The sequence below is a fragment of the Pseudomonas veronii genome (assembly GCF_001439695.1).
GTDB lineage: Bacteria > Pseudomonadota > Gammaproteobacteria > Pseudomonadales > Pseudomonadaceae > Aquipseudomonas > Aquipseudomonas veronii.
In genome coordinates, this window is sequence record NZ_JYLL01000005.1 from 341542 (window position 1) to 358601 (window position 17060).

The 17060-nt window shown below is 62.8% G+C and carries 7 protein-coding genes; 4 read left to right on the forward strand and 3 right to left on the reverse strand.

Features of this window, described 5'->3' with window-relative positions:
- Nucleotides 1-5 precede the first annotated feature (5 nt).
- A complete protein-coding gene (locus TU80_RS09425) occupies nucleotides 6-1880 on the reverse strand; it encodes a putative bifunctional diguanylate cyclase/phosphodiesterase (protein ID WP_057004333.1) in 1875 nt (624 codons plus the stop codon).
- A 257-nt stretch (nucleotides 1881-2137) separates the two neighbouring features.
- Here TU80_RS09425 and nosR point away from each other — a divergent pair, with 257 nt between their 5' ends.
- Nucleotides 2138-3484, forward strand: coding sequence for a response regulator c-di-GMP phosphodiesterase, NosR family (gene nosR / locus TU80_RS09430; RefSeq protein WP_057004334.1), 1347 nt, complete (start codon nucleotides 2138-2140; stop codon nucleotides 3482-3484).
- Nucleotides 3485-3532: 48 nt separating this feature from the next.
- Complete coding sequence (locus TU80_RS09435; protein ID WP_057004335.1) at nucleotides 3533-3946, forward strand: NUDIX hydrolase; 414 nt, start codon at nucleotides 3533-3535, stop codon at nucleotides 3944-3946.
- A gap of 31 nt (nucleotides 3947-3977) precedes the next feature.
- Here TU80_RS09435 and metR read toward each other — a convergent pair whose 3' ends face one another.
- The gene (metR, locus tag TU80_RS09440; RefSeq protein ID WP_017844590.1) at nucleotides 3978-4895 is read right to left on the reverse strand and encodes a transcriptional regulator MetR; all 918 of its coding nucleotides are present in this window, start codon (nucleotides 4893-4895) and stop codon (nucleotides 3978-3980) included.
- A 289-nt stretch (nucleotides 4896-5184) separates the two neighbouring features.
- Here metR and TU80_RS09445 point away from each other — a divergent pair, with 289 nt between their 5' ends.
- Nucleotides 5185-10119, forward strand: coding sequence for a dermonecrotic toxin domain-containing protein (locus tag TU80_RS09445; RefSeq protein ID WP_234427153.1), 4935 nt, complete (start codon nucleotides 5185-5187; stop codon nucleotides 10117-10119).
- A gap of 36 nt (nucleotides 10120-10155) precedes the next feature.
- Here TU80_RS09445 and TU80_RS09450 read toward each other — a convergent pair whose 3' ends face one another.
- Nucleotides 10156-15807, reverse strand: coding sequence for a dermonecrotic toxin domain-containing protein (locus TU80_RS09450; RefSeq protein WP_057004337.1), 5652 nt, complete (start codon nucleotides 15805-15807; stop codon nucleotides 10156-10158).
- Between the two features lie 207 nt (nucleotides 15808-16014).
- Here TU80_RS09450 and TU80_RS09455 point away from each other — a divergent pair, with 207 nt between their 5' ends.
- On the forward strand, nucleotides 16015-17034 hold the full coding sequence (locus TU80_RS09455) for an alpha/beta fold hydrolase (protein ID WP_057004338.1): 1020 nt from the start codon (nucleotides 16015-16017) through the stop codon (nucleotides 17032-17034).
- The last annotated feature ends 26 nt before the right edge of the window (nucleotides 17035-17060 follow it).

Consider the following 17060-nt stretch of genomic DNA (forward strand, 5'->3'; position numbering starts at 1 on the left):
GACAGTCACTGGGGGGGCATCAGGCTGCGTTGCCCGGCTTGCATCAATTGGGCGAATTCAGCGGCCGCCACGGCTTTGCTGAACAGGAAACCCTGGCCCTCCTCACAACGGTGGGCTCTGAGGAACTCCAATTGCTCAAGCGTTTCGACGCCTTCGGCAATGATGTTCAAGTCCAGACTCTTGCCCAGGCTGATGATGGCACTGATCAGTTGTGCATCCTGGCTGTTTTCGCCCAGGCCGCGCACGAAGGATTGATCGATCTTCAACACATCGATGGGAAACCGGCGCAAGTAACTGAGGCTGGAATAGCCGGTGCCGAAATCGTCGATCGACAGCCGCACGCCCAAGGCTTTGATGTCTTGCAGGGTGACGAGCGTGTCCTCGACGTTTTGCATCAGTACGCTCTCGGTGATTTCCAGTTCAAGCAAACTGGGCATCAGGCCGGTGCGTTGCAGAATGGCCGCCAGGTTGGCGACAAAATTGCGCTGGCGAAAATCAATCGCCGAAATATTCACCGAGATACACACTGCAGGCAGGCCGGCGGCGCGCCAGGCTTGTGCTTGCTCGCAGGCTTGGCGCAACACCCATTGGCTCAAGGGCACGATCAGGCCGCTGTCTTCGGCCACGGGAATGAAGGCTGACGGGTAGATCCAGCCGTGGTCGGGCTGGTGCCAGCGAATCAGGGCTTCGGCGCCGACGATCCGCCCGCTGCTCAAATCCAGTTTCGGTTGGTAGTGCAATATGAACTCATTGCGCTGCAAGCCCTGCCGGATCGCGCTTTCCAGGCTCTGCTGGGCCTGGGCGCGCAGGTTCATCTCGTTGACGAAGAAACTGAAGTCGTTGGGGCCATGGGCTTTGCTGGTGTGCATGGCGGTTTCGGCGTTCTTGATCAGCTCCACCGCGCTGAAACTGTCGTTGGGGTAAATGCTGATGCCCAGGCTTGCGGTGACACTCAAGTCATGCCCAGCCACATAGTGTGTCGTGCTGATGGCGCCGAGCAGTTTTTCGGCAATGTACTGGGTTTGCTGGGGATGCTTGATGTCGTTGAGGATCAGCACGAACTGGTCGGAGCCGTAGCGAAACACCGAATCCGACGCGCGCACCGTGGCCACCAGGCTTTGGCTGACCTGCTTGAGCATTTCATCGCCGACTGGATAGCCCAGGGCATTGTTGATGCGCTTGAAGCGGTCCAGGCCGATAAACATCACGGCCAACTGGGTGTCATGGCGCCTGCAGACGGCAATGGCCTGCGTCAGCCGGTCGCCCAGCAGGGTGCTGTTGGGCAGTTCGGTCAGGGCATCGTATTGCAGCAGGTGTGAGACCTTCAGCAGTTCCTGCACGCGTTCTTCGACCGTGCGCTCCAACCCCATCAGCTTGAGCGCGGCATCCTGGGCCAGCTGCCATTTCCAGGTCAGCGCGCTGGCCATCTGGCGGATTTCCAGGTTGTCGAACGGCTTTTTCAGGATCAGCAACTGGTCGCTGTATTGGATGCGCGCTTCGATGGCTTCGAAGGAATAGTCCGAGTAGGCCGTACACAGGGCGATCTGCAGGTTCGGGTCGACGTTCCACAGTTGTTCGATGGTTTCCAGGCCGTCCCAGCCCGGCGGCATACGCATATCGATGAACACCAGGGCGTAGGGCGCGTTGTCAGCCAGGGCCTGGTTGACCAGGGCGAGGGCTTCCTGGCCCTGATAGGCAGAGTCCAGCACGAAAGTCTGGCGCACGGTGGGGGCGGTGCCGAACAGGGTTTCTTCGATGCTGTCCAGGGACTGGCCGCCTGTGGTATCGGCGCACAGGATCTTGCGGAAATCCTCGTGGATGGAGGCCGCGTCATCGACGATCAGCACCCGTCGATTGGCCCTTCCTGAGCACGGATTCATGGCTGACACCGGGACGCAGGCAACTGAAGATTCTTACGCATCGGGCTTCCTTACCTTGAATGCTTCAATAAACAGGGAACAGTCATGGCTTCATGCTACTAGCATAGCCGGGTCCCTTGAATAAGTACGCCAGTTGGCGTCAAATCACCCTCAGTTACCCCAGCCTGCATCTAGCGCTCATTGCTAATGCAAGTACAGCGATCGATCACGCCGGGGCGCAATGAAGCAACCGAGTACCATCGCCAGGAGGTGTCGCCATGGATGAACAAACTGCTACGACGTCCCCTTACAGACCTACTATTTTGCTGGTCGACGATGAAGAATCGATCCTCAACAGCCTGCGCCGCCTGCTGCGGGGCCAGCCTTATGATGTGCTGCTGGCCAGCAGTGGTGCCCAGGCTCTGGAAATCATGGCCGCCGAGCCCGTCGACCTGCTCATGACCGACGCGCGCATGCCCGCGATGGACGGGGCGATGCTGCTGGCCGAGACCCACCGCCTGTACCCGGCCACCACGCGCATCCTGCTGACCGGCTATGCCGACATGACCATGATGATCAAGGCGATCAACGAAGGTCAGATCCACCGCTATATCAGCAAGCCCTGGAACGACGAGGAAATGCTCCTGACGTTGCGCCAGTCCCTGGAACACCAGCATTCCGAACGCGAGCGCGTGCGTCTTGAGCAGTTGACCCGCGATCAGAACGAGCAGTTGAAGGCCCTCAACGCCACCCTGGAAAAGCGCGTCGAAGCGCGCACCAGCGAGCTGCAGCAAACCGCCGACATGCTCGACCTGGCCTACGACGAGCTCAAGCGCAGCTATGTGACCGGCACCGAAGTGTTTTCGCTGCTGGCCAACCTGCGCCTGCCCAAGCAGAAGCAGACCAACCGCCAGTTGATCGAGCTGATCCGCGTGTACTGCAAAGCCCAGGCGCTGGACGAAGCCAGCGCCCGTGACCTGACCATGGCCGCCGCGCTCTACAACATCGGCAAATTGAGCTGGAGCGACGGCATGATGGCCGTCCCGTCGGAACTGCTGCACAGCAACGACCGCGAACGCTATCGCGCATACCCGGCGCAGAGTGAGTCGTTGCTGATGACGCTCGAGCCGATGAAGGACGCCGCACGGCTGATCCGCCACCACCAGGAACGGTGGGACGGCACCGGGTTTCCCGATCACCTCAAGGGTGAAACGATTCCCGTAGGCGCGCGCTTGCTCAAACTGGCGGTGGACTTCATCGAACTGCAGAAGGGCCTGATCCTGGAACGGCAGATGAACAGCGATGAAGCGCTGTTGTACATCCGCAAGTACGCGGGGCGGCTCTATGATCCGGACATGGTCGAAGACTTCGTCCTGGCCTGTGCCACATTCCTCAACGACGTGACCCTGGGCGACCCGAGTGTCAAAGTGCTGAGCACCCGCGAACTGGCCGACGGCATGATCCTGGCGCGCAACCTCAACGCCGATAACGGCATGTTGCTGCTCAATGCCGGCAAAGTGCTCAACTTGCCGCTGGTGGACAAGCTGATCGCGTTTGAAGCCATGGAGGGCGCCAAGTACAGCGTGTTTATCCGCGAACCGGAAGAGCCGCATCTTTTGAGCTGAGGCGCTTCATGGGATCATTGTGTCTTTGCATTCAAGGTGATTTTGTCCATGCCAACCACTATCCGTATCGCCGCCGCGCTCCTGATCGGCGGCGACGGCCAGACGTTGCTGGTGCGCAAGCGCGGCACCCAGGCATTCATGCAACCGGGCGGCAAGATCGATGCCGGCGAACAACCGGTCGAAGCGCTGGCCCGTGAGCTGCACGAAGAGCTGAACTTGCACATCGAGCCGAGCCAGGCGGTCTACCTCGGCCGTTTCTCGGCCCCGGCCGCCAACGAGCCAGGTTTTACGGTGCAAGCCGAACTGTTCCAGGTACGGATCGACGTGCCGGTGACCCCGGCCGCCGAGATTGAAGAAGTGCGCTGGATCGACCCGGCCGGAGACGGCGGCCTGCACCTGGCGCCCTTGACGCGTGAGCTGATCCTGCCGTTTTATCGCAAATCGCTGACCACCACCGCCTGATTGGCGGGTTCCAAGGACTGAGCCGTGCCCCTCAACGCACGGCGCTGACCCCATCCAGTGTGGAAAACGACGTGTCCTTGGCCGTCAGCAGGAAGTCGCGCATGTACGGCGCGTCCAGCATGTCTGCACGAATCCCCGCATACAGCGTTGCAAACAGGCCTTTCTCACCCAGGCGCTTGGCCTTGACGTAACCGCGCGAGCTGTATTCATGCAGCGCCCAATGCGGCATGCCGCAAACACCACGACCGCTGGCGACCAGTTGCATCATCATCACCGTCAGCTCCGAGGTGCGTACCTGGGCCGGTTCGACATCGGCGGGTTCGAGGAAGCGGGTGAAAATATCCAGGCGGTCGCGTTCCACCGGGTAGGTGATCAGGGTTTCGCTGAGCAGGTCTTGCGGCACGATGTACGACTTGTTCGCCAGGGGGTGCTGGTTGGCCACGGCCAGCATGGCTTCGTAGGTGAACAGCGGCACATACGTGATGCCCGGCAGCTCCAGCGGGTCGGAAGTGACCACCAGATCCAGGTCGCCACGGGCCAGTGCCGGCAGCGGGGCGAAGGCGAAACCGGACGCCAGGTCCAGCTCGACCTCGGGCCAGGCATCGCGGAACTGGTCGATGGTCGGCATCAGCCACTGGAAGCAGCTGTGGCATTCGATAGCCATGTGCAGGCGCCCGGCGGTGCCACCGGCCAGGCGCGCGATGTCACGCTCGGCGCCGCGCAGCAGGGGCAGGGTGGCGTCTGCCAGTTGCAGCAGGCGCAGGCCGGCGCTGGTGAAACGCACCGGTTTAGTCTTGCGCACGAACAACGGCATGCCCAACCGCTCCTCCAGTTCTTTGAACTGGTGGGACAGGGCGGATTGGGTCAAGTGCAGGCGTTCGGCGGCTTCGACCAGGCTGTCGGCCTCGCGCAAGGCGTGCAGGGTTTTCAGGTGGCGGATTTCCAGCACCGTGGTCTCCATGAGCAATATTGATGAGCAATTCGAATAGGGTGAGTTTGTCTCATGTTGCGCGGGCTGTCGACCTGCCGGCCGGCGCATGAGGTTCATATCCCGCCATACATTGCGAAACGGCGCTGGCCCGGAGCCCCGGCGGGCCCCGCGTGTGTGGACATAGTCAATTACGCATTTCTTGTTTCACCGTAGGGATGAGTGGGTATTTTTGCCGCGACATTCGTCCCGAAGAGCGCTCCATGCGTCGTTGGGACGACACCGTATTGCCCCGCCAAGGATGTGCCCCATGACCGCTAGCGCCGCTGCAATGCCCTTCATCCCTCGTCTGTACCCCGCTGTACCACCGGCCAATCCAACCCCTTCGCCCCCTGCACCCGCGTCCACCTCCCTGAGCCGTGCCGGCGCCATCGCCGAGGTGCAACCCCGGCCCCGCGCCAGCCACCTCGCCGCCCACGCCGTCAGCAGCCAGTTCGCGACGCGGCCCGACGTGCGCTCGGTTGTCAGGGACATGCTCGGCGAGGCGATCAACAGCCTGTATCCCACGCTGGAATTCGACGTGGCGCGGACCTCGGTGGCAGAACCGATCGCGGAAAACCCGGTTCAATACCGCTTGACCCCGCTGCTGGATGTCGCGCTCAACCACCTGGCCAGCGGGGCCGATATCGATTTCACCGACAAGTATTCATGGCCGCAGAAACTGGTCAAACAGGGAACCGGCACCACCCTCAGAGTCCCCGGCGCTTCAGGCAACCGGCGCGAAGACATCGACATGTCGGCCATCGAACTGGCGATCCGCAGCCTTCGGCCCAGCCTCAAAGACGCGTTTGCGCGAGCCTTGACCCGTTACTGGGGACAAAATGCTGTCGGGGCGGACAACCGCTGGTTGTGGCTCAGCGGCATGCTCAGCGACAACCTGCGCAGTGCGGCGCTGAAACAGCCCGGCCTTACCGATGCGCAACGCGCCACCCTTGACCAGGTGGTCACCTGGCCCGAGCGTGCGCAACGCGTGAGTGCCAACGGCGACGACGCCGCCCGGGTCTTCGTGCTCGACACCAGCGTCCGCTACGGTGGCGCTGCCTCCACCCAGCTCAGCCCGGATCTTTTGATCACCCGCCAGATCGGCGCCAGCACCCAGGTTCTGCATGCCGCGGCCAACGGCCAGATCACCCCTTACGACTCGCTGGAAGCCTTCGGCAAGGCCTGGGGCGAGACGCTGGAAAACGACTTCGTCTTCGACCACTTGACCTGGAAACGCCAGGAGCCGGACGCGAATATCTTCGATGCGCAAGCGGGCATCATTCTGAACAACCAGTTGCAGGCGATAGACAGCATCGAACTCCCGCCAGCCGGCAGCCTCCAGGTTCTGGAGCAGCGCTTCAGCGTGCTCAGTGATCCGAGCCCGTGGTTTGTCGGCGCCTATGCCGCAGATTCTGCGGAACTGGCACGGCTGCAGGAAAAACTGCCGCAGTGGATGCGCAACGCCGACCCGGCCGACCGCCTTGCCTACCATCGCCACGCCCTCGAACTGGCCAGCGATGTCCAACGCAACCAGGGGCGTAACTTTTTTTCGGACATCCCCGATATTCGCACCTATACCCAGCAACAGCTGCAAGCGCAGTTGCAGAACACCGGGCTGCTCGCGGACCACCTCGACGTCACCTTCAAGGTACCGGTCGGCACGTTGGGCAGCGGCTACATCGAGCGCGTCACGATGAGCCTGACCGACATGGCCTTGCGCAATCTGGCCGGGCTGCCCAAGGGCGAAATCGAAGTGCGCCACTTCGGTCAACCGATCAGCGACCCGGCAATGCCGCAGCGCTTGAAAGACATCGTCAGCCAGGTGGACATCGGCAAACACTATCCTGCGTTGCTGCAAACCCACCTGCTGGGTGACAGCGATGAGTCACGTCGGCGCAGCGCCTTGTTCGCCCAACAAGTCCCGCGCCAACTGGCGATGCAGGCGCTGGAGCTCAAGCTCAAGGGCGAAGCGGGCATCACTGCGCACGGTTACCGGTATGTGGAGGCGCTGCTGACGCCCGGCGCTGGAGCGAAACAGGTCGACGGGCAAGACATCGTCATGCGGCCCCTGGCGTTTATCCGCAAGCCCGGCGCGACACCCGATGTGGTCCAGAACATGTTCGTCATCGAGCCAGCGAATGCGGCTGTCGGCCCGCACCTTCTCTACCGGCCGATGTTGTCCCCGGTATTGCAGGAATTTGCCACGCGCCAAGCGCTGCTGGAGGCGGTGCAACAGCCCGGCCCCTTGCAGCAAAGCGTGCTGGCCTGGTTGCCCGACGACAGGACGCGCGCGGTGTACGGCAACGGCGGCTTCAAGATTCCCAACATTGCCCGCTACAGCGTCTTCAACGAGTTCGACGCGCCCGCCCAACCGGCACCGACGACACTCGCCGTGGACGGCTATGACGCCGCCAGCACATTACGCCAGGACCTGGAGCAAGGGCGCCTGATGCAGCACCTGTACCAGAGCAATACTCACAGCCTGGTGAACCTGGCCCAGGGGCAATCGGTATCGGACGCGCAGAGCCGCTGGGCTTCCTTCAAGGAACTGGGCGGGTTGTTGTTCAACACCCTGTTACCCGTGTTGCGTGGGCCTGGGGCGATGGCGGGGTGGTTGTTGCAGTTGGCCGGTAGCGAGGACGATATCCGCAGACTGTCCAACCCCGCCGCCCAGGGCGACAGCACGGCCAGCGTGGTGGACCTGTTGCTCAATATGGGCATGGTCTTGACCCATTCCGCGCCCGCCGACGCCGCGCAGCCGCCGCTGACGCTCGACGCTCTCAAAGCCATCGCGCCAAACTATGGCCCGCTGCGCCGCGCCCCGGGCCAGACGCCGGGCGTCCATCGCGCGAGCATCCGCCAAGGCAGTGTGGAGCCTTCTGCCAGCGTCGTCGGCGGTCATGCGAGCATGCTGGATTTTGCGTTCTCCAGCCCGCGCCGCCTGAGCCCCGGCCAGCTCGCGCAGATCGAGTCATTCCGGGTAGCCGCGCCGGCCGATGTCGGTGCGGCGATTGCCGAGGGGCCAAAACAGGGCCTGTACCTGAGCCAGGGCGGGCTGTACGCCAACATCGACAAGCAGTGGTTCCGGGTGGCCAACGACCTCGACGGGGTGTTCATCATCGACGCGAACAACCGCGCGCGTACCGGCCCGCCGATCAGGCGTGACGCACAGGGGCGCTGGAGTTTCGACAGTCGCCCCCGGCTGCGCGGTGGCATGCCGCGCAAGAGCGGCGTCGCCGAGCGGGTCAAACAAAACAGGCAGGCACAACAGGCGCGAGGGGAAGCGTTCAGTCAGGCCGTCGAGGCCGCACTTGTATTGGATGGACCGAGGGCAGACTCGCGTAATCAAGTGATTGCGAGCATTACCGACTACTACAACGGCCGTAAAAAACTGCGCACGCTGTGGGGGCTGTCCACCACCGGGGAGCATCAACAGCGCTTTATCGCACCTTACCTGGCGCAGTTGGAACTCACGAAGAACCTCAGGCAGACCATCGACCAGCAACTCGTGCAACTCAAGCAACGCACTGAGGTACACAGTGCGGCGGCTCAGACCGCCATTGACCATCTGGTGCCGAAAAAACTCGGCGCAGTGGATGATCTTTCCGAAGAAAAACAGGCGCGCTCCAATCTCTATGAGACGGTGCTCGACAACTACCGTGAAATCGAACAGTTCTACACCACGCTGGCCGAAGACAGCAATCAACACGTCCCCAGCGGACGCTCGATGGCGGAGGTGGTGAGCGAGGCAAGGACCGGCTCCAAAAGCACGTATATCGAGCTGATGGACAACTTCGCCAGGGTTTACCGCGACTTGGAAAGCGTGCGGGAAGCCGCCCTGGCCTCCGCCGCCGAGCTGGAGAAATGGACGGACGATTCGTCGTTCGGCAAAACCAAGGCCGCGCACTTCCTCAAGCAGCAAGAGCGACAGCCACCTGCGATTACGGCCCTGCGCATGAAGCTGACCAGCCTGACCAACCTCAAAGAACTGAGCCTCGATCGCTATGCGCGAACGAGCGACCCAGTGGAGTCGTTTTACCTGCAGCGCTTGAGTTCAACCAACCTGATCCCCGTCTACAACGCTCACCTGGACCTGCGGCAGTACACCGGTTACAGCTTGAGCGAACGCAAGGCGACGCTGGAAACCGTCATCGGCACCTACCAGCGCGTGCTCAGCGACAGCCTGGCGATACAGGACACGAATCCCGGCCTTCAGCGAGCCGAGTATCAGCAGCTGTTTGCCGAACGCCTGCGCGATGTGATCAACGATGCCCAAACCGACCTGGCTGAAGTGATGCGCGAGGAACAAGCGCTGGTGCCTGCCGCTGTCGTGCGTATCGATCAACGGCAAAAACCGGCGGGCCAGCGCACGTTCAAGACCCGCGACAAGGAAACCCTGATCGGCACCGCGCGCCCCCAGGCGGCAGGCTCCGGCGCGATCATCGATGTGCTGGACCCGCAATCCGGCCGGTCGGTCGCCAGTTACAGCGAACACGCGAGCGAGGGCGAGTGGGTGAAGATCGTTCCCGCGCAACCCGCACGGCCCGCGTCATCGCCAAAGTCGCTGTCAACGCTCAAGTCCGACGCCAGGAAACTGCTCGAAGAAAGCGCCGGCATTGAACGCACGATCGCGTTCCAGAAACGCAAACTCAACGACCCGCAACGCCGGGAGGGCATCAACCCGCTGGACTGGAACGACATGCTGCAAGCCCAGGCCGAGCGGCTTCAGGCGACCGCCTTGCTGGCCGAAACCCGTCACGGCAGCAATCCCGAAACCGAACAATGGGTCAAACAGTGGCGCACGGCGGCGGACGAACTGCTTGCCAAGGCCCGCCAACATTGCGCCGATGGCTACAAGCTCCTACCCCCCAAACCGGAAAACATCGACTACCTGTGGAAGCACGGGTTCGTCGACATCAACCTGGTCCAGCGAGACATCGCGACCAAAAGCGGCGATGTCTTCACCGAGTACGCCGTGCGTGAAAAAGGCAAGGTCGACGTCTTGTGGTATGCCCATTTCCACTACCCGGCCAAAGGTTCGCCGCGCAATCTCTACACGGCGGCGCACCTGAAGATCCCGTCGCAGCGCACCAAGACCCAGAAAGACCTGGTGGCCGAGGCGGGCAATAACCGCGTGGTGGAACAGATCGTCAGGGCGCGGATCGGCCCGCCGCTGGATGAAAAACTGTTTCTGACGCTGTGACCGAAGCGCTCCGCTGACAGCCGCAGGCCGGCGCGGTTATTGGGCAACCCATAGCGGCCGGATATGCGGCAATGCAGCGGACTGCCTGCCGATGTCCGAGAACGGCAGCGACGGGTCGTCGGCATGGGTCAAGTAACGATGCTCCGGCAGTTTCAGGTGGGCCTTTTCGAACTCGTCGAAGATCGCCGTGCGGCGGTTGTAATGAAAGTGCGCGTACCACAACGGGCGCGGCGGGGTGGCGGTCAGGTCCCAGACTTCATATTCCTGCATGAAGTCGCGATGCCCGTTGGCACGCCTCGCCAGTTCGCTCATCGACGCGGTTCGACGCACCTCGACCACGTGATGCCTGACCAGGTCATCGAGCATGCCGTCGGTGGGTTTGCGGCTGGCCAACGATTGTCGGGTGCGCAAGGCGCGGCCGGCGGCGGTCAGTTCGCTGGCGGTCGTGCGCAATGGCTGGAGGCTCGGCTCCTCGGGGTCAAGGCGCGCGATGCGGTTTGCGCGCAAGGTGAGTTCGGCGGCTTCGCTGACCAGCATGTGTTCAAGGTCCACCGGCAACATGCCCTGGCGGGCATAGGCCTCGACTTTGGCCTGGTACGCCGGTACGGCGCGCAGGCGGTTCTGGGCTTCGCTCACCATCACCGACTTCACGTTCGCCTCCGCCGGGAACTCCACGGGCGGCGCCGGTTGGCGCTGGGCCCGACCGTCCGGGCGTTGCTCCCAGGTCTCGGTGTGGCCGCTGAGGTTGTCGATGGTGTAGCGCGTGGTGTTGGTGCGAGGGTCGGTGCTTTTTATGCCGATCAGCAGCCGGTTCTCTTCGCTTTCAAACACCGTCCCTTGGGGTTCATCGAGCTGCGGGCGCCGCAGGCGAGGTGTTGTGCCGATACGGTGGCGGGCCAGTTGAATCATGCGCTCGAGGTTGTTCAGCAAGGCGTCCAGGTTATCCAGGTCAAAATGTTGCGGGTAGCCTGCGCTCAAGGTTTTAACGCTGAGGCTGAACCGCGCGTAGGCATCGATACATTCGTTGAGGATCCGCGTGCGCTGGCTGACGGTGGTGGGCGTCTTGGTCAGTGCGAAATGCGTGTTCAGGGCCAGGTGAGCGTCGAGATAGACGCGATTGACCTCACTTTGCAAATACAACCAGGAAGGATCGCTGACGTGATCGTAGCGGTTGAACGTATCGATGCTGTGGACGGTGCGCAGGTGCGTGCGAAACCCTTCATCGTAGAGCTCGTTCCAGCGCGCCGCGTCATCGCGAGCCTCGCCCACCAGCGTGCGCGTATTTTGCAGGTCCGCGTCGATCTGTTGCGCGGTCCTGCGCGTGCTTCTGCCTTGGAGGCGCAGATCGGCCTCCAGCGCTGCCAGGTTGATCTGGCTGCTCCATTCGTTCATGACCAGGAAGATGCGGTCGATCCGGTCGAGTTCCTGCACGATTTTCTGGCTGAGACCTTTGCGGGTTTGCAGAAACTGCAGAATGGCGGCGGGGCGTGCTGGCGGCACCTGGATATCAGCGAATTGCCCGGTCAATTCCTGCAGCGCGGCCGCGGCGACTTTCAGGCGCTCCACGGCTCTGCTGGTGACAATCAAGGCAGCGCGGCTTTGCAAGCCTTGGAGGGCCAGGTGCTCTCTGTTGGGGGTGAAGGCGATCACGTCCTGAATGGCGTTGGCCTGCTGAATCGCCAGCTCGATGTCCTGGGTGTAGGCCTGATCAAGGGTTGGCTGCAATGTCTTGCGGGTGGCGAAGTCGCTTTGGTTGGACAGGTGTTGCAGGTTGCTGGTCGCGGCCAGTTGAGCGTCGAGCCGACTGCTCAGCGTATTGAGCGCATTGCTGAGCGCCAGTTGGCGGCGCAGGACATGATCGGTCCACCAGATCGGCAGCCGTTGTCGAATCGCCATCGGCCAGAGCGGCTCGAGGGTGTCGGCCAGGTGCCCGAGCACACCGCCGCCGCCCGCCAGGCCCGCCGGTTGCGCGGTGCCGTAGACGCCGAAGTGGGTGTCCCATTGGCCGGCGTCATCCAGGGCAATCGGTTGTTTGTAGGTTTTCAGCGCGTTGCCGCTCAAGCGCCAATGGCCGTTCTGCAGTTCGACCTGATAGACGTTGCCCTGCCGCACGATGAAGTGGCCGTCGGCATGGCGGTAGATGTTGCGATAAATACCGTGGCTCGCCGGGGTCAGATGGGCCAGGGCGATCTCCTTGTCGTACTCATACCCGCTGAAGCGCTCGGCGATGCGGCGCGCCTTGCGGCTCATGGGCGGTTGCAGGTAGCGGCCGCCCTTGAAGGCATTGCGCAACTGGCGCCCAAGCGTGCGCGTGCGCGCTGCATTGGGCGTGATCAGCACCCCGCCGGCCACATCCACGCCGGCGTCGATCATTGATTGCAGGACCTGGGTGATGTCGTGCATGCCTTGGGCATGATCGCCGCGTCGAAATGCATCTACCGCGTCATTGGCGCTGACCCAGCCGTCGTAAAGGCCGATCACCGTACCCACCACGGGGACCACGCCGAGCGCCATCTTGATATAGCTGAAGGCCTGCACGCCTTTGATGGCATAGCGTTCCAGGTACAGGTCGCTGTTGGAACGGGAACTGGCGCGGTGGGCCTCCTTGACGCGGCCCATTTGCGCGTTGAGCAAATGGCCGGCCAGCGACGTGGTGACGGGCCAGGGGCGGCCGACGCCGATCAGCGCGTCGAAATGCCGGAGCACCGCTTGATTGATCCGGCTGACGTGGTTGGCCACGTTGCCCAGCAAGGCGCGGCCGGCCAGGTAATTGACCATTGTGCTGCTCAGGCACAGGCGGTACAGCGCCAGCCGCGCGGCTTCAAGGTTGGCGTAGCTGCGCAGGTAGTGGCCGTCCGGGCTCTCGGGCAGATAGAGCAGGGTGAGCCCGGAGTTTTTCTGACGGATGAAGGTGACGCCGGACAACGTGCTTGAACCGTCCTGGGTGTCTGGCCCGCCGACACTGAGGTGGGCGGGGAGCAACTCAATGTCATTGCCATCGGCGCGCCAGGCTTCGGCTGTGCTGGCATTCACGGCGATGTTGAAGGTGTTCAGTTCGGTGGCCGTGATGTGCTTTTGCAGGAACGCCAGGCGCCCCTGGAGCGTAAGCATCAGGCGCTGAGGTTCGAGCAAGCATTCGAGGCGATAGTCACGGCTGAAGTCCGTTTCGCGATCCGAGCCTTGGTAAGCCTCGACGATCAGGTCTTCATACGCTTGGGCCAGGTCCAGTTCCGGCACCAGCTTGCGCAGGTAGTTGGCGCTGAGCCCGGCGGTGAGTGCCTGGCCTTCCGTGGCGTCCTGGCTGCTGACCTCGACCTTCATGAACGTCAAGCGCTCGGCGATCGGCGTATCGATGTTGCTCAGCGCCAGCTCATCCAGGCTCATTTTGACCCGGGTGGCGCTGGGGACCTGCACCGTCTTGGTCGGAGTGCCCGGCGCGCCAGGGGCTCCGACGAAATGCTGTTGATGCGTGACCGATTCGGGAACGTCGAGCTGAACGCTGAACGGTTGTTTGAGCGAGAAGTCCCGGGACAGCCTTGCGTGCAGGCGTTTTGTGCAAAAACTGCTGATCAGCGGCAGCTTCAGGTTCAATACTTCATCGGCGCGTTGCAACGCCACGATGTAGCGCTCCAGCAGGGCCTTGAGTTCGGCCCTGTCGGCCGCTGAAACCTGGCCGAGCCAGACCGGCAGTTGCGCCGCCAGTGCGCCGCTCTGCTGCTGCTCCAGAAGCTGCGCATAGGCCAGTTCGCGCGCGGTGTTGGTCGATACGCCCAGTTCCTGGATCGCTTGCACGCGCATGGGTTGCAGCTCCCGGGCTTGGCGCTCGGTGTCGTCCGGGGCGCGGCGAAGCATCGCTTCGATCTGGGCGACCCAGTCGTCGAGTTGCACGGTGAGGCTGTACTCGAACGGGGTCTGATTGAGCAGGGCCAGTTCCAGCGACGACGCGTCCGAGGGCGTTACGCCGAGCCACTGTTCAAGCGCCTGGCGCGAAGCGAAGTGCTGCAGCCCGCCCTGGCTGCCCGGCCAGTACAACAACAGGTCCTGAGGCGTTGACGCATCGAGCAGCGCCGCTTCCAGGGTGATCAGCAGCACGCCGTCCAGTTCTTTGCGCTGGGTGTTGATTGCGTCGTTGCTGCGCTCGCTGATCGACAGCGTCAAGGTCGCCACCGACACTTTGAGTTCGGGGTCTGGCGCGTTGAGCGGGTCAAGCGCGGCCAGGAGCATGGCGTACCCGGCCGGGCTGATCTGGTTGAGTTGGCGCTGCAGGCTGGCTTCGGCAAGCAGCCCGTTCAGCCGTGCCTGGAGCAAGCGGTGATAGTCGGGGTTGGCCTGTTGGGACAGCTCCAATAGCTGGTTCTGGGGTTGATTCCACAGCGCGCTGGCCGCTTCGTGGGCTTGCTGTTGCGCCTCGTGCAAGCGGTTGAGTTGGCTGCGCAACGTGGCCTGTTGCTCATCGCTCGGCGGCGGCAATATGGCAGGCGCCTGCACGGTACCGAAGAGCGGCTGTTGTTGCCGCGACAGCGCGTGGCGGCGCTGGGTCAGGGGCAGGTCGGCGGTCAGTCCGGCGAAGACTATGGGCGCGCTGTCGAGGGGCGCGTCGTCCTCAGCGGGAGCGAGCGCGGATGCCGGCGGCAAGGCGAAAACCCCCTGGCTGCGCTGTTGCCGGTCCACCTGATCGGCTGCTTCCAGCGCTCTGTGTCCATGTTCGGCGAGGTCGCGGCCGTGGGGGTATTTCAAGCTGGCCTGCTTTTCTTTGAGGCGATGTTCCAACAGGTGCGTCACGCCGGCTTGCAAGGGCTCGTCGACCTCGCGGTAGTCGATCAGGTTGTCTCGCGTGATGGCCGTCACGCCGGGGAACAGCGTGGGGTGATCGAGCAACCACTGCTCCATGCCGACGCGGCTGTTGAACAGGTTCAGCGCCGGTTCTTCAGAGGGCAGGTACAACAGCTGGAGGACGACCTCGGCATCCAGGGTAATGACCAGCGCACCGGGTATCTCGGCATCGGCCAACCCGGTGCGTTTGAGCAGCAGTTGCTCGGCGTAGATCTTCTGACCGTCGAGCTGCAACGCGCCGCTTGGCGGGTCGAGGACGGTGAGCAACGGTTTCAATTGATCGGCCGTGATCGCCCCCGAGGCGCAGGCCAACTGCGCGGCGGCTTGGAGATGGCTGCTGTACTGCGCAACCGCGTGATCGCGACGCGAGACCGCAGTGCCAGGCGCGCGCGTGAACCACCAGTAGCGGACCCACGCGGTTCGCAGGGCCTGTTCCACGTTGAGCTGGGTAAAGGGTTTAACCAGCTCGAACGGCTGCGCTGCGTACTGGGTTTTGCCTTCCGGCAGGCCGATCACCCGGCAATGTTGGTAAAGCGCGGCGTAGGCGGGAAATTGATGAACGAAGGCACTGGCCTGGGTCAGTGTGATGGAGCGCGCCGGTCTTTCATCGGAGGCGGCAAAGTGCAACTGCACGCTGTCGCCGTCCAGGTCCAGTTGCTCGTTGATGAACGCGTTGAGCGAGGCGTGGACACTGGGCGCATCGGTGCTGAGCCGGAGCATCTGTTCGCGGCTGGCGTGCCAGCGGGCCGTGGCTTCCAGCAGCAGGCTTTCGTTCACGGGGCGAACCTGCGCGTGGGAAAACGGCGGAAAATCGCGCACGGCAAGGGGGGAGAGCGGGTTGGATGTATCGGTCATGTGACGGCACTCGAAAAATAGGGGCAGAACGGTGCTTTACCGGTCGGAGTCCTATTTAAAGGTGGAGAACGAGGCGCGCAGGGATAGATAGTTAGTGAGTCGACCGTTGAGCGACATTCATTAAACTGTCACGCAACTGTGGCAGCGCGCTTGAACAAACTTCATCAGACTCGCGCTCTACTGGGGTTCTGTGTTTCGGTGTTTTTCATGCGCGTGTTGCTGTTACTGGCCGCTCTACTGTTCGGCCTGCCGTCTTTTGCGGCGTCTCGATGTGATGTCAATGTCCCGACCCAAACGGTCGATCTGGCTCAGGTGAGCATCGCCTACCAGAGCATCGGCCGTGCGTCCGATCCGGCCTTGTTGCTGGTGATGGGCCTGGGCGGGCAACTGATCCACTGGCCTGACGAGGTTGTCGTCGCCCTGTGCCAGCAAGGTTTCCGGGTGATCCGCTACGACAATCGCGATGTCGGCCTGTCCACCTGGCGCCAGGCTCCGGCCAGCGCCAACCTGACGTTTGAAGTGTTGCGCTACAAACTCGGCCTGCCCGTGGCGGCGCCATACACGCTGACCGACATGGCCGATGACGCCCTGGGCTTGATGGATGCGTTGCAGGTCCAGCAATTCCATGTCCTCGGGGCGAGCATGGGCGGCATGATTGCCCAGCACCTGGCCGCGATGGCACCGCAGCGGGTGGAAAGCCTGACGCTGATCATGACCAGCTCCGGCGCCGAAGGCCTGCCGGCGCCGAATGCGGCGCTGGTGCAATTGTTGTCGCGGCGCAGCGCACCCAATCGCGCAGTGGCCCTGGAGCAACAGGCCGATTTGCTGGCCGCGCTGGGCAGCCCGTATGTCAAGGATGACCGCCAGGTGTTGCTGCATCAGGCCGCGCTGTCCTACGACCGTGCGTTCAACCCCGAGGGCGTGAAACGCCAGATCATGGCGATCCTCGCCGAACCGAGCCGCGTGCCGTTGCTCAACCAATTGCGCGTGCCGACCCTGGTGGTGCATGGCACCGCCGACCCGTTGTTGCCGGTGATGCACGGCGTACACCTGGCCGCGCATATCCAGGGGAGCCAGTTGAAGCTGATTCCGGGCCTGGCCCATCGTTTCCAGGAAGCGTTCAAGGCGCCGTTGCTGGCGGCGGTGTTGCCGTACCTGCAAGCCCATCGCGAAGACGCCACCCATTGGGCGCAGATCGAGCCGCCGGTCTCGGCGAAGGTGTTGTGACATTGGTGTATCGTGCAGCTTTTGCG

What these genes read in the sequence shown, in the direction of transcription:
- TU80_RS09425 (WP_057004333.1), bottom strand. Translation starts at nt 1,880, where the DNA reads ATGAATCCGTGCTCAGGAAGGGCCAATCGACGGGTGCTGATCGTCGAT.
- TU80_RS09445 (WP_234427153.1), top strand. Translation starts at nt 5,185, where the DNA reads ATGACCGCTAGCGCCGCTGCAATGCCCTTCATCCCTCGTCTGTACCCC.
- nosR (WP_057004334.1), top strand. Translation starts at nt 2,138, where the DNA reads ATGGATGAACAAACTGCTACGACGTCCCCTTACAGACCTACTATTTTG.
- TU80_RS09435 (WP_057004335.1), top strand. Translation starts at nt 3,533, where the DNA reads ATGCCAACCACTATCCGTATCGCCGCCGCGCTCCTGATCGGCGGCGAC.
- TU80_RS09450 (WP_057004337.1), bottom strand. Translation starts at nt 15,807, where the DNA reads ATGACCGATACATCCAACCCGCTCTCCCCCCTTGCCGTGCGCGATTTT.
- TU80_RS09455 (WP_057004338.1), top strand. Translation starts at nt 16,015, where the DNA reads ATGCGCGTGTTGCTGTTACTGGCCGCTCTACTGTTCGGCCTGCCGTCT.